Origin of the sequence: Nonomuraea sp. NPDC005692 (genome assembly GCF_040631115.1) — a bacterium.
GTDB lineage: Bacteria > Actinomycetota > Actinomycetes > Streptosporangiales > Streptosporangiaceae > Nonomuraea.
Genome location: NZ_JBEXYU010000049.1, coordinates 1 through 12,959, shown reverse-complemented (window position 1 = coordinate 12,959; position 12,959 = coordinate 1). Strand labels below are relative to the sequence as shown.

Below are 12,959 nucleotides of genomic sequence, written 5' to 3'. Positions count from 1 at the left end.
AGTGGGCGGTTATGACGAGGCTTACCGGCGGAGCATCCAGCGCCCGGAGGAGTTCTGGGCGCAGGCGGCGCGCGACATCGACTGGGACGTCGCGCCCGCCGTCGTCAGCGACGGGAACAGGTGGTTCCCCGACGGGCGGCTCAACACCTGCCACAACGCGCTCGACCGGCACGTCGCGGCCGGCCGCGGCGGCCAGGCGGCGCTGATCTACGACAGCCCGGTCACCGGCACCATCCGCACGATCACCTACGCCGAGCTGCTCGACGAGGTGGCGCGGACGGCGGGCATGCTGAAGGCGCTCGGCGTGACGGCCGGCGACACCGTCGTGATCTACATGCCGATGGTGCCCGAGGCGGTCGTCGCGATGCTGGCCTGCGCGCGGCTCGGCGCGGTGCACTCGGTGGTGTTCGGCGGCTTCGCGGCCAGGGAGCTGGCCCTGCGCATCGAGCACGCCGAGCCCAAGGTCGTGCTCTCGGCCTCCTGCGGCATCGAGCCGGCCCGCGTCGTGGCCTACAAGCCGCTGCTCGACGCCGCCCTCGACCAGGCCGCCCACCGGCCCGCCCACTGCGTGATCCTGCAGCGCCCGCAGGGCCCGGCCGAGCTGACGCCGGGCCGCGACCTCGACTGGCACGAGTCCGTGCGCGCCGCCGAGCCCGCCGGATGCGTGGCCGTGGCCGCCACCGACCCGCTCTACGTGCTCTACACCTCCGGCACCACCGGCCTGCCCAAGGGCGTGGTGCGCGACAACGGCGGCCACGCGGTCGCCCTGCGCTGGAGCATGACCAACGTCTACGGCGCCGCCCCCGGCGAGGTCTTCTGGGCGGCCTCCGACGTCGGCTGGGTCGTCGGCCACTCCTACATCGTCTACGCGCCGCTGCTGACCGGCTGCACGACCGTCCTGTACGAGGGCAAGCCCGTCGGCACCCCCGACCCCGGCGCGTTCTGGCGGGTGACCGCCCAGCACGGCGTGCGCACGCTGTTCACCGCGCCCACCGCGATCAGGGCCATCAAGAAGGAAGATCCGGCCGGCAATTTCGCGAGAAAGTGGGACCTGTCCGGGCTGCGGCACCTCTTCCTCGCCGGTGAGCGCCTCGACCCCGACACCTACCACTGGGCCGGCGACCTGCTCGGCGTCCCGGTCATCGACCACTGGTGGCAGACCGAGACCGGCTGGCCCGTCGCGGCCAACTGCGTCGGCATCGAGACCCTGCCGATCAAGCCGGGCTCGCCGACGAAACCCGTCCCCGGCTACGACGTGCGCGTCCTCGACGCCGAGGGCCGCGAGTGCCCGCCCGGTGTGGAGGGCGCGGTCACCGTCCGGCTGCCGCTGCCGCCCGGCTGCCTGCCCACCCTCTACCGCGACGAGGAACGCTTCACGGCCTCCTACCTGTCCCGCTACCCCGGCCACTACCTCACCGGCGACGGCGGCCACATCGACGCCGACGGCTACCTCTACGTCATGGGCCGCATCGACGACGTGATCAACGTGGCCGGTCACCGCCTGTCCACGGGCGCGATGGAGGAGGTGATCGCCGCCCATCCCGACGTCGCCGAGTGCGCGGTGATCGGGGTGGCCGACGCGCTGAAGGGGCAGCTCCCGGTCGGGTTCGTGGTGCTCAAGTCCGGCGCGGCCCGCGACCCGGCCGACGTCGAGCGCGAGCTGACCGCCCTGGTGCGCGAGCACGTCGGGCCGGTCGCCGCCTTCCGCCGGGCCGTGGTGGTCGCCCGGCTGCCCAAGACGCGCTCGGGCAAGATCCTGCGCGCCACGATGCGCGACATCGCCGACGGCCGGCCGTACGCCACGCCGTCCACCATCGAGGACCCCGGCGTGCTGCCGGAGATCGCCGACGCGGTGAACGGTCCATAGCGGAGCGGGCATCCGGGCGGCGCCGGGGGCGCCTCCCGGCGCATGATGGGACCTCCCGGTCCCGGAGAGAAGGCTGATGATCGAGACCCCGAGTTACGCCGACGCCCTGAGGGTGCTCGGCTGCAAGGAGGGCAGGCTCGTCAAGGTGGTCGGCTTCGCCGCGGCCGCCGCCCGCACGGGGTGGGCGCTGGCCGGGGGCGGGCTGCTCACCATGGGCCTGGCCGACCTGCGTTCCGACGTCGTGCGCTACGGCGAGGAGGTCATCCGCAGGCTGCCCGAGCTGAAGAGCGGCGTGGACCGTTACACCCGCACCCAGCGCCTGGCCGCCGCGCACGCCGTGATCGTCGTCTCGGCCTGGTTCGAGGCGCTGGGGGAGGCCAAGCTGCCCTTCACCCTGGAGCAGCTCGACCGGGCCGACAAGATCTCCCACGGCGTGCCCACCCCCGAGCGCTTCGCCCGCCTGGTGGCCGGTCTCCTCATGGAACGCCTGCCCACCCCCGAGCCGCACGTGCCCTTCGCCGAGACCCGCCAGGCCGTCGAACGCGCCCACCTGCGCATGTCGGAGGCGATGGCCGGGTTCGTCGGCGGCCTCAGCGTGTGGGACGAGCTGCCGGTCGACGACCAGCTCCTGTTACCCCGGATGCTGGCCGAGGGCCCGCCCGCGCACGCCCTGCGCATCTACGACGAGGACTTCCGCTCGCTGTCCCTGGACAGCCACGAGTTCGGCGTGCGCAGCCTGGTCACCGACCGCCAGACGCCGGGCACCGGCCTGTCGCGGGTGGCCTGGCTGCTGGCCGAGCTGGCCCCGCCGCGGGTCGGCGACCGTCCCATGATCCACCGGGCCAGGATGGCCGCGAACGCGCTCGACCGTCCCCTGCTGGCCGCCGGGAAGCTGCCCGAGGACGTCTCGCTCCCGCTGCTCGGCGAGGGCTATCTCAGCCCGCGCTGCCGGGTCGCCGAGCTGGCCCGCGAGTCCGATCCCTCCTCCGTGGGCTGGTGGCGCGACCAACGCCTGCTGCCCGACGCCGAGGCGTTCCTCGTCGGCCACCTCACCTCGCTGCGCGCCACCCAGGCGCCCCTGCTGGTGCTCGGCGAGCCCGGCTCGGGCAAGTCCAAGCTGACCGAGGTGCTGGGCGCCCGGCTGGCCAGGTCGGAGTTCCTGCCGTTCAGGGTGGAGCTGCCGCGCGTCTCGCCGCGCGCGCCGGTCACCGAGCAGATCCAGCAGGCCGTCGCCGCCGTGCTGGAGGAGGAGGTCGCCTACGCCGACCTGGTCGCCGCGGGCGACGGCGCGCTGCCGGTGATCCTGCTCGACGGCTTCGACGAGCTGCTGCAGGGCGGCGTCAACCGCTACGACTACCTCGGGCACCTCCAGGAGTTCCAGCGCCGCGAGGCCGCGCTGGGGCGGCCCGTCGTGGTGATCGTGACCAGCCGGACCGTGGTGGCCGACCGCATCAGGTTCCCCGACGGGCTGCTGGCGCTGCAGCTCCAGCCGTTCGAGGACGACCAGGTGCGCCAGTGGCTCGACATCTGGGACCAGGCCAACCGCGCCCTGCTGGCCCGGCGCGACCTGAAGCCGCTGCCCGCGGCGACCGCGCTGGCCCAGGGCGAGATGGCCCGGCAGCCGCTGCTCCTGCTGTTGCTCGCCCTCTACGACGCCGGTGGCAACGCCCTGCAGCGCGAGCACCGCCCGATCGGCCGCGCCCGCCTGTACGAGGTGCTGCTGCGCGACTTCACCGAACGCGAGACGGCCACCCCGCAGCGGGTGGCGATCGACAGCGAGCTCGTCCTGCTCGGCACGGTCGCCCTGTCCATGCTCGCCCGCGGCCGCCAGGTCATCACCGAGGAGGACCTCGCCCGCGACCTGCCCGCCCTGTGCGAGGGCGGTCAGGACGAGCCCGACGAGCCCGGCGAGCCGCGCCCGCCCGTCGACTGGGCCCGCCGGGCCACCGAGCGCTTCTTCTTCATCCGCCGGGACGGCCACTCCTTCCTCCACTCCACCTTCGGCGAGTTCCTGACGGCCTGGCTGACCGTGTACGCGCTGCGCGACCTCGACCGGCGCCGCCGCCTGGCCGGGGACGAGCCGCTGGCCCTGGCCCAGAGCGTGGACGACGACCTGCTGTACGCGGTCACGTCGTTCTCCTGCCTGGCCGAGCGGGGGCCGACGGTCGGGTTCATCCTGGAGCTGCTGGACGAGGTGCCGGCGGCCGTACGCGCCCGGTGCGTGGCCCACCTGGCCGGGCTGCTGCGCCGGTCCCTGTACGAGCGCCGCCGCCGCTGTTTCACCGGCTTCGAGCCGGTACGCCATCCCGTCACCCGCCGCCTGGCCGCCTACTCGGCCAACCTGGCGCTGCTCATCGTGGCCGCCTCGCCGGAGCCCGTGCCCGTCTCGCACATCCTGGGCGGGCCCGACCCGCTGGGCCGCTGGGCGTCCTTCAGCCACCTGTGGAAGGGCCAGCTCGGGCACGAGGGCTGGACGGGTCTGGTCAACGCCCTGTCGGCGCACCGCGTCGCGGGGCGGGGCCAGGAGGAGGTGATCCTCGGCGGCGCCGAGGGCACCGCCATGGGCGACGTGATCGTCGCCGCCGCCACCGGTCACGCGCCCCGCCACCGCAGGCTGCTCGACCTGCTGATGCTGGCCGTGGGGGAGGGGCGCGCGCTGCGTTTCCACGACCGGGTGGCCGTCCTGCGGGAGCTGGTGGAGACGGCGGCCGTGCGGTCCCCGGCGGTGCACCGGGCGCTGGGCGCGTTGTGGCGCGCGGACGGCGCCGACCACGCCGAGCTGCGTCCGCTGCTGGGCCTGGTGCTGGCCGACCCGACCGAGCGCGTCGCGACCTGGGAGCAACTGGTCAAGGCGGGCGTGCCGGAGGAGGAACTCTGGCAGATCCGCCAGGGCGCCGACTGATCCACCGGCGGCGCGATCACGGTCAGGGCACGGATTGATCCACCGGCAGCTCCACGGTGATCGTCAGGCCGCCCTCGTCGCGCGGCCTGGCGGTGACCGTGCCCTTGTGGGCCTCGGCGATGACCCGCACGATCGACAGGCCGAGCCCGCTGCCCCGCTCCGAGCGCAGCCGGTCGCCGTGCAGCCGCCGGAACGGCTGGAAGATCGTCTCGATCTCGTACGGCGGGACGTGCAGCCCGGTGTTGGCCACCACCAGCTCGACCTGCTCGGCCCGCCGCCGCGTCGTCACCCACACCTCGCCCTTGGGCTGATTGTGCCGGATCGCGTTCTCCACCAGGTTCTGCACCAGCCGCTCGACCAGCACCGCCTCGCCCGTCGTCGGCGCCGAGTCCAGCAGCCGGTGGATCGTCACCTCCCGCTCGGCCGCCTCCTCGCCGGCCTGGTCGAGCACGTGCTCGGCGACGTCGGTCAGGTCGAAGGGCCGCCGGTCCAGCACCGCCTGCTCGCCCTCGGCCAGGGCCAGCAGGCCGTCGATGAGGCGTTCGTGCCGGGCGTTGACCAGCAGCAGCGACTCGCCCAGCCGCTTGACGTCGTCGGTGGCGTCGGGGCGGCGCACCGCGACGTCCACCAGGGTGCGGTTGATCGTCAGCGGGGTGCGCAGCTCGTGCGAGGCGTTGGCGACGAAGCGGCGCTGCCCGTCGAACGAGCGGGCCAGCCGGCCGAGCATGGTGTCGTAGATCTCGGTGAGCTCCTTGACCTCGTCGCGCGGGCCCTCGTACCCGATGCGCTCGGTCAGGTCGTGGCTCTGGGCGACCCGGCGGGCGGTCTCGGTCACCGTCTTGACCGGCCGCAGCACCCAGCCCGCCGCCCGCCAGCCGACCCCGAACGCCCCGGCCGTGGCGGCCAGCACGATGAGCCCGCCCAGGGTGCGCACGCCGCTCAGCGTCTCGCGCTGGTAGGCCGCGCGCACCCGCATCGCGTTGCGGTAGGCGACCTCGTAGGAGTCGCCGTAGGAGTACTGCCGGGGGAAGTCGGGCCTGATCAGGTCCGCCCGGTACTCCAGCTGCGACCGGACGACGAAGTACACCCCGGTCACCGCCAGGGCGCCGAGGAAGAAGAACACCCCGGCGCAGGCCAGGGCGAAGCGCATGCGTACGGTCATGGGATGCGGTACCCCGATCCGGGGAGGGTCTCGATCACCTGCGGTTCGCCGAGCTTCTTGCGCAGCTTCATCATCGTGGTCCGCACGGTGTTGGTGAACGGGTCGATGTGCTCGTCCCAGACCTTCTCCAGCAGGTCCTCGGCCGAGACCACCGCGCCCTGGGCGCGCAGCAGCTCGGCCAGCACGCCGAACTCCTTGCGGGCCAGCGGCACGTACACGCCGTCGCGGAACACCTGCCGGTGCGCCCAGTCCAGCCGCACGCCCGCCCGCTCCAGCATCGGCGGGTCGGCCCGGCGGGCGCGCCGCCCGAGCGCGTGCACCCGCGCCACCAGCTCCTCGAACGCGAACGGCTTGGTCAGGTAGTCGTCGGCCCCCAGCGACAACCCCGACACCCGCGCGCGCACGTCGCCGGACGCGGTCAGCATGAGCACCCTGACCAGCCGATCCTGCTCCGCCACCGTCCGGCACACCTCGTCGCCGTGCACCCCAGGCAGGTCCCTGTCCAGGATCAGCACGTCGTAGTCGTGCACGCCGAGCCGTTCCAGCGCCGCCTCCCCGTCATAGGCGACGTCGACGGCGAGAGCCTCGCCCCGTAACCCCTCGGCGATCGAGTCGGCGAGCATGCGCTCGTCCTCGGCGATCAAAACCCGCACTTGTAGCCCCCAAGAAGATCATAAATGCCGCAAGTCTGGACCAGACCGCATAACGCGGGCGTAACCACTTCCGGTGACGCTCAGGTTATCGGCGTCCCGCTGGACTGCCTCCCTCACGACCGGGACCGGCCCGGTCGGCTACGGGGGAGAAGGTCATGGCAGCCACCCTGGCCGGGACGCGTCCGCTCGCGCCCGCCGCGCGCCGCCCGCGCGGCCACGGGCTGTTCGCCTGCGTCCTGGCGCTGGCCGCCGCACTGCGCGTGCTGGTCATACTCGGCTACGACACGGCGCAGCTCTACTGGTACGACTCCTTCACGTACCTGGACACCGCCGTGCACATGCAACCCCAGGCGGCCTTCCACCCCGCCGGGTACTCCTGGTTCCTGTGGGCCCTGCGGCCCTTCCGCAGCGTGGAACTGATCGCCGGGGTGCAGCACGCCATGGGGCTGGGGATCGGCGTGATGATCTACGCGTTGCTGCGCCGCCGTTCGCTGCCCGGCTGGGGGGCCGCCCTGGCGACCGTGCCGGTGCTGTTCGACCCGTCCTTCCTCCGGCTGGAGCACGCCGTGCTGTCGGACCTGCAGGTCATCTTCCTGATCACCGCCGCGCTGGTGGTCCTGATGTGGCGCCGGGCCCCCTCCGGCGCGCCGCGGGGCCTCTGGCCCGGTGTGCCGTCGGCGCGGGCCGCGGCGGTGGCGGGGCTGCTGCTCGCGCTGGCCGGGCTGACCAGGACCGCCGCCGTGCCGCTGCTCGCCCTGGCGGCCGGCTGGCTGCTGCTGCGCCGCGCGCCCTGGCGGCGGGTGGCCGCGCTGGTGCTGGCCGGCGTCCTCCCGCTGGCGGCCTACGCCGGCTGGTACGCCCAGCACCACGGCCGTTTCGCCCTCAGCGGCTCCGACGGCGTCGCCCTGTGGGCCAGGACCATGACCTTCGCCGACTGCTCGATCATCAAGCCGCCGCCCGCCGAGGCCCCGCTCTGCCCGAACGGCACCGTCGCCGACGCCGCCTCCGAGTACGTCTGGGCCCCCGGCGCCTCGCTCAACCGGCTCCCCGGCGACCGGTTCGCCCACAACGACCTGGCCAGGTCCTTCGCCCTGCGCGCCATCGCCGTCCAGCCGCTGGACTACCTGCGCGAGGTGGCCCGCGACACCTCCCTCGCCTTCACCTGGTCGCCGGTGCCCCACCCCCGGCGGATGAACCCGTCCACCACCTTCCCCCGCGGCTCCTGGCCGCTGCCCGAGCAGCACGCCCTCGTCGCGAAGGTGCGCTCGGAGTACGACCCCGGCATCCGCGGCATGAGCTCCGTCGAGCCGTACGCCTCGATCCTGGCCGCCTACCCCTATCCCTGGTTCCTGCACGGCACGGTCTTCGGCGTGCTGCTCCTGGCCGGCGGCCTCGGCTCGGCCGGACGCCGGCGCGCCGCGCTGCTGCCCTGGGCGATCGCGGCGTTCCTGCTCCTGGCCCCGGTGGCGGCCCTCGACTTCGATCACCGCTACGTCCTGCCCGCCATCCCCTTCGCCTGCGTGTCCGCCGCTCTGGCCGTCGCGGGGGCCGTCTCGGGGACACCGCGGACCTGGGGGTTTCCGGGCCTGACCTTTCGGAGGCTGACATCCTTGCGAAAGAATACGTAATATCCACTGCATCGCGAGCGTTGGGGGCGCCAAGGTGCCGGGACAGAGCGTGGGTGTGGTCGTCGATCCGGGGGTTCCTCCGGAGGTCGCGGGGATGCTGCGGGCCAACGCCGCGCTGCTGTCCAGGATCCGGTCGGGCTGGGTGCCACCGGCCGACGCGCGTCCGGGCCGGTTCCGGAACGTCTCCAGCGTCGCCCTGCTGGCCGCCACGCCCGGGGTGGTCGCGCTCATGGCCGTGCTGCTGGCCCTGTCCCACCCGGCCGCCGGGTTCACGTTGCTGGGCACGTTCGTCTTCATCGTCCTGGTCAAGATCGCGTCGATCAGCGAGCTGCCCGAGCACGACGTGTCGCGCGACCGCGAGGTGTACGAGCGGGCCCGCCCGTACCGGGACCGCTACCTGCTGCCCGAGGACTTCGACCGGGACGCCGCGGACGTGCTGACCAGGGCGCAGCGGGCCATCGGTTCGGTGCTGCGCTCGCACGTCAACGCCGAGGGGCTGCTCGACGGCGCCCGCAACGCGCTCATGCTGCCCGCCCAGGAGTGGGAGATCGCCCGCCTGCTGGCCAAGCTGTCGGCCTTACGCGCCGAGCACGCGGCCCTGGTGTCCAGGGGCATCGCCCCCGAGGTGGCCGCCGTGATCGAGCCGCTGGACAGGGCCCTGGCCACCAGCGAGGCCGCCATGATCGCCCGCGTCGAGGCCCTGGAACGTTACGCGGGGCACGTCGCCGAGGCCGAACGCGCCTACCACGCCCGCGGCCAGATCGAGGAGCTGCGCGCCCGCCTGCCGCGTTACGAGGAGCTGCTGGCCGAGACCGGCGCCGACGCGCTGGCCGTCCCGGAGATCGACCGGCTCGCCGAGGACGCCGACCACCTGGAGCAGGTGTTGCGGCGCAGCGTGCGGTCGGCGCACGAGGCGTTCCGTTACCTGGAGAGCTGACCTCGGAACCGCCCTCGCAGGAGGTGAATCCCCATCCGATCCGACATCATGGCCGACGTGATCGTCGACCCAGGCGTGCCGCCGGCCGACGCGCGGCTGCTCAGGGACAACCGGCGGCTGCTGCTCAGGACGCGCAGGGGCTGGGTCCCGGACGCCCCGGGCCTGCCCGCCGCGCCGTACTGGCGGCTCGGCGCCGTCTGCGGGGCGACCGTCTGCCTCGGCCTGCTGCTGGGCGCCGGCGGGCTCGGCCGCTCCCTGGGGCCGCTGTTGCTCGTGCTCCTCGCCATCCCGCTGATGATCGTGACGTTCGTCCGCACCGAGACGCCGGAGGGCGAGGAGGCCGAGCACGAGCGGCGGGTGCACGCCCAGGCCGTCCGGCACGAGGGCCGGTACGTGCTCCTCGACGACCTCGACGAGTCCTCGCGCAGGCTGCTGCGCCGGGCCCAGCGGGCGGTCGCCACGGTGTCGCAGTCGCGGGTCAACCTCGAAGGGCTGCTGGACGACGTGCGCAACGCGGTGATGCTGCCCGCCCAGGAGTGGGAGATCGCCCGCCTGCTGGCCAAGCTGTCCGGCCTGCGCGCCAGGCACCGGCAGACCCTGGCGGGGGAGAGCGCGCCCGAGGTCGCGGCCGTGGCCGAACCCCTCACCAGGGCGCTGGACAGCAGTGAGGAGGCCGTCGTGGCCCGCGTGGAGGCGCTGGAGCGGTACGCCGCCAACGTGGCCGAGGCCGAACGCGCCTACCGGGCCAGGCAGCAGATCGCCGAGCTGCGCGCGCGGCTGCACGAGTACGAGGAGCTCGTCGCCGAGACCGGCGCGGGCGACGCCGCGATGGACGAGCTGACCCGCCTGACCGAGGACGCCGACCGCCTGGACCAGGCGCTGAGGCGGAGCGTCAGCTCCGCCCACGAGGCCTTCCGCTACCTGGAGCCGGGCCCCCCGAATCCCTGACCGCCCTGACCGCCCTGACCGCCCTGGACGTGCGGAGCGGGGGAGCCGGCGGCGTGCGGCGGGTGGGTTCCGCCGTGGGCGGCCTCCAGGAGCAGGTCGCACAGGGCGTCGGCGGCGTCGACGCGGCCCAGCTTGCCCGCCGCCTGCCCCATCGCCGCGCGCAGCCCGGGATCGGCCAGCATCGGCATCAGCTCGGCCAGCAGCTGCTCGGCCGTCGGCCGCGGCTCCAGCAACGCCCGCGCGGCCCCCGCCGAGACCAGGTAGCCGGCGTTCTTGCGCTGCTCGTCACCCCCGGTCGGGATCAGCGGGACCAGCAGCGACGGCTTGCCGATCGCGGTCAGCTCCGACACCGTGCCCGCGCCGCTGCGCGAGATCACCACGTCGGCCGCGGCGAACAGGTCGGGCAGCTCGGCCCCCACGTACGGCACCGGGTGGTAACGGTCGGCCAGGCCGGGCGGCACCTCGACCGCCCGCATCTGGTCGATCCAGGCCGGCCCGCACTGGTGGACGATCTGCGCGTGCGGCAACAACCGCGGCAGGATCTCGGCGATCAGCGTGTTGATCTGCTTGCTGCCCTGCGCCCCGCCGGTCACGTAGATCAGCGGCACCTCGAACGTCAGCCCGAACAGGTCGTAGGCCGCCGCCCGGTTGCCCTGCAGCAGCTCCGGCCGCACCGGGTTGCCGGTCACCACGGCCTTCGCCCGCGCCGAGGGCGGCAGGTACTCCAGCGACGACTCGTGCGACAGCGCGATCCGGGTCGCCAGCCTGGCCAGGATGCGGTTGGCCAGGCCCACCACGGTCGTCTGTTCGTGCATGACCAGCGGGCGGCGGATCAGCTTGGCCGCCACGCCGATCGGCACCGCCACGTACCCGCCGGTGGACAGCACCACGTCGGGCAGGTAGCGGGCGGCGTGCCCCACCGCCTGGAACACCCCGACGGGGATGCGGAACACGTCGGCGATGTTGGTGCCGAGCTCCTTGAGGTTGGGACGGCGGCGCAGCTTGCCCGTGGTGATCGCCTTGAACGGGATGCCGTGCTCGGCCGTGATCCGGGCCTCCAGGCCGTTCTCCGTGCCCACCCACAGCACGTCGTGCGGCACCTGACGTCGCTGGACGGCCGACAGGGTCGTCAGGGCCGGATAGGTGTGACCGCCGGTGCCGCCGCCGGTGATCAGCAGTCGCAGGGTTCGTGACATGCGATCAGACTATGGCCGCGCGGCGGAAGCCCGTGTGCCCGGTCCGGCCGCCGGGCGTGTTCGACGCGCGCGCGGCAGCCCGGCGGCGGCCGGCCGGTTCCGCCCCGTTCGGCCGGGGCGGAGCCGGCTTCGCCGGAAAAGCCGCAGAACGGTAGCGTTTTCCCATGCGACTAGGCGTGCTGGACATCGGCTCGAACACCGTCCATTTACTCGTCGTCGACGCCCACCGGGGCGCGCGGCCCATGCCCGCCTACTCCCACAAGGAAGAGCTGCGCCTCACCCAGTACCTGGGTGCGGACAACAGGCTCGCGCCCGAGGGCATCGAACGGCTCGGCGCGTTCGTCGAGGAGGCGGTGCGCCTGGCCGAGGACAAGGGGGTGGAGGACCTGCTCGCCTTCGCCACCTCGGCCGTGCGCGAGTCGGCCAACGGCGAGCAGGTGCTCGCCGAGATCGACAAGCGCTGCGGCGTGCACATCGCGGTGCTGTCCGGGCGCGACGAGGCCCGGCTGACCTTCCTCGCGGTGCGGCGGTGGTTCGGGTGGTCGTCCGGGCGGCTGCTGGCCTTCGACATCGGCGGCGGCTCGCTGGAGATCGCCGCCGGGGTGGACGAGGAGCCCGACGTCGCGGTGTCGCTGCCGCTCGGCGCCGGGCGGCTGACGCGCGACTGGTTCACCGGCGACCCGCCGTCCGCCGAGGAGGTGCGCAAGCTGCGCAAGCACGTCCGTACGGAGATCGCCCGCACGGTCGGCGACGTGGCCAGGTACGGCGAGCCCGACCGCGCCGTGGCCACCTCCAAGACCTTCAAGCAGCTCGCCAGGATCGCCGGCGCGGCCGCCTCCAGCGAGGGCCCGTACGTCTCGCGCGCGCTCTCGCGGGCGGACATGGCGGCCTGGGCGGCCAGGCTGACCGGCATGAGCTCCGCCGAGCGGGCCGAGCTGTCCGGGGTGTCGGAGGGCCGGGCCGCGCAACTGGCGGCCGGGGCGCTGGTGGCCGACGCCGCCATGGACCTGTTCGAGGTCGAGCGGCTGGAGGTGTGCCCGTGGGCGCTGCGCGAGGGCGTGATACTGCGCCGGCTCGACCTCCTGCCCGGACGGCTGGACCAGTCCACGGGGATTGCCGAGTAAGGCCGATCTATCCTAAAAAATTGGCATAATTCGCTGGTGAGCGGGCACTTTTCGCCCAATGTTGACAGTCCTCGGTACGATCGGCTCCCTGGTGATCGTCTTCGTCCTCATCGTCCTGGCCGTCCTGGTCATCGCGGTGGTCGCGGTGCTGGCGATGGGCGCGCTGGCCGGAACGATGGTGGACTGGCACACGTTGTGGCGGCGGCTGACCCGCCGAGGGGCACGGTTGCCGCTGAAACTCAGCGCCCCCGAGGCGCCCGCGCGGCTGCGGGCGAAGCTGAGCGGCGGCACGCCCCTGGTGAGCCGCCGTCTCCGGCTCGCGCCCGTGATCCGCGGGGGCGACCGGCGTCCCGACGTGAGCCGTCCCGGCCGGAGCGCCCGCGGGCGCAGGCCCTCCGGCCTCACCTCCACCGCCGTCTCCGGCAACGAACAGTGAGAAGGCCGGGCCGCCGCTGACGCGGCGGCCCCCGCCCCCCGGGGGGGGGGCCCAGGGGTTTAGTAGTATTACACCCCCCCCCCGGGGCTACCCGCGCGAGTAGAAA

At 73.7% G+C, this 12,959-nt stretch carries 10 protein-coding genes; 7 read left to right on the top strand and 3 right to left on the bottom strand.

What is annotated here, in order from left to right; all coding sequences use genetic code 11:
- Nucleotide 1: 1 nt before the first annotated feature.
- Both ABZ459_RS49015 and ABZ459_RS49010 read left to right on the top strand, forming a co-directional pair.
- Complete coding sequence (locus tag ABZ459_RS49015; protein ID WP_357987138.1) at nucleotides 2-1,867, top strand: propionyl-CoA synthetase; 1,866 nt, start codon at nucleotides 2-4, stop codon at nucleotides 1,865-1,867.
- A 76-nt stretch (nucleotides 1,868-1,943) separates the two neighbouring features.
- Nucleotides 1,944-4,769 carry a hypothetical protein gene (locus ABZ459_RS49010; protein WP_357987135.1) on the top strand — a complete coding sequence of 942 codons (2,826 nt, stop codon included), beginning with the start codon at nucleotides 1,944-1,946 and terminating at the stop codon, nucleotides 4,767-4,769.
- 22 nt (nucleotides 4,770-4,791) lie between these two features.
- Here ABZ459_RS49010 and ABZ459_RS49005 read toward each other — a convergent pair whose 3' ends face one another.
- A complete protein-coding gene (locus tag ABZ459_RS49005) occupies nucleotides 4,792-5,931 on the bottom strand; it encodes a HAMP domain-containing sensor histidine kinase (protein WP_357987132.1) in 1,140 nt (379 codons plus the stop codon).
- Nucleotides 5,928-6,584 carry a response regulator transcription factor gene (locus ABZ459_RS49000; protein ID WP_357987129.1) on the bottom strand — a complete coding sequence of 219 codons (657 nt, stop codon included), beginning with the start codon at nucleotides 6,582-6,584 and terminating at the stop codon, nucleotides 5,928-5,930. Before ABZ459_RS49000 ends, ABZ459_RS49005 begins: the two co-directional genes overlap by 4 nt.
- A gap of 155 nt (nucleotides 6,585-6,739) precedes the next feature.
- Here ABZ459_RS49000 and ABZ459_RS48995 point away from each other — a divergent pair, with 155 nt between their 5' ends.
- Genes ABZ459_RS48995 through ABZ459_RS48985 form a run of 3 tightly spaced genes read left to right on the top strand, consistent with a single transcriptional unit; the run spans nucleotide 6,740 to nucleotide 10,097 of the window.
- On the top strand, nucleotides 6,740-8,212 hold the full coding sequence (locus ABZ459_RS48995) for a hypothetical protein (protein WP_357987126.1): 1,473 nt from the start codon (nucleotides 6,740-6,742) through the stop codon (nucleotides 8,210-8,212).
- Between the two features lie 49 nt (nucleotides 8,213-8,261).
- Complete coding sequence (locus ABZ459_RS48990; protein WP_357987123.1) at nucleotides 8,262-9,149, top strand: hypothetical protein; 888 nt, start codon at nucleotides 8,262-8,264, stop codon at nucleotides 9,147-9,149.
- Nucleotides 9,150-9,206: 57 nt separating this feature from the next.
- Complete coding sequence (locus ABZ459_RS48985) at nucleotides 9,207-10,097, top strand: hypothetical protein (RefSeq protein ID WP_357987120.1); 891 nt, start codon at nucleotides 9,207-9,209, stop codon at nucleotides 10,095-10,097.
- On the opposite strand, the gene ABZ459_RS48980 is transcribed toward ABZ459_RS48985, so the two are convergent.
- A complete protein-coding gene (locus ABZ459_RS48980; RefSeq protein WP_357987117.1) occupies nucleotides 10,067-11,293 on the bottom strand; it encodes a UDP-N-acetylglucosamine--N-acetylmuramyl-(pentapeptide) pyrophosphoryl-undecaprenol N-acetylglucosamine transferase in 1,227 nt (408 codons plus the stop codon). The two genes, ABZ459_RS48985 and ABZ459_RS48980, sit on opposite strands and share 31 nt — an antisense overlap.
- 164 nt (nucleotides 11,294-11,457) lie before the next feature.
- On the opposite strand from ABZ459_RS48980, the gene ABZ459_RS48975 reads away from it, so the two are divergent.
- Together ABZ459_RS48975 and ABZ459_RS48970 are read left to right on the top strand one after the other, a co-directional pair.
- Entirely contained in the window at nucleotides 11,458-12,417 is a 960-nt protein-coding gene (locus ABZ459_RS48975; RefSeq protein WP_357987114.1) for a Ppx/GppA phosphatase family protein, read from the top strand.
- Nucleotides 12,418-12,475: 58 nt separating this feature from the next.
- On the top strand, nucleotides 12,476-12,853 hold the full coding sequence (locus ABZ459_RS48970) for a hypothetical protein (RefSeq protein ID WP_357987111.1): 378 nt from the start codon (nucleotides 12,476-12,478) through the stop codon (nucleotides 12,851-12,853).
- Nucleotides 12,854-12,959: the final 106 nt, after the last annotated feature.

Bases quoted from the DNA above. Each gene is read 5' to 3' on its own strand.
- ABZ459_RS49010 (WP_357987135.1), top strand. From the start codon at position 1,944: ATGATCGAGACCCCGAGTTACGCCGACGCCCTGAGGGTGCTCGGCTGC.
- ABZ459_RS48970 (WP_357987111.1), top strand. From the start codon at position 12,476: ATGTTGACAGTCCTCGGTACGATCGGCTCCCTGGTGATCGTCTTCGTC.
- ABZ459_RS49005 (WP_357987132.1), bottom strand. From the start codon at position 5,931: ATGACCGTACGCATGCGCTTCGCCCTGGCCTGCGCCGGGGTGTTCTTC.
- ABZ459_RS48980 (WP_357987117.1), bottom strand. From the start codon at position 11,293: ATGTCACGAACCCTGCGACTGCTGATCACCGGCGGCGGCACCGGCGGT.
- ABZ459_RS48995 (WP_357987126.1), top strand. From the start codon at position 6,740: ATGGCAGCCACCCTGGCCGGGACGCGTCCGCTCGCGCCCGCCGCGCGC.
- ABZ459_RS48975 (WP_357987114.1), top strand. From the start codon at position 11,458: ATGCGACTAGGCGTGCTGGACATCGGCTCGAACACCGTCCATTTACTC.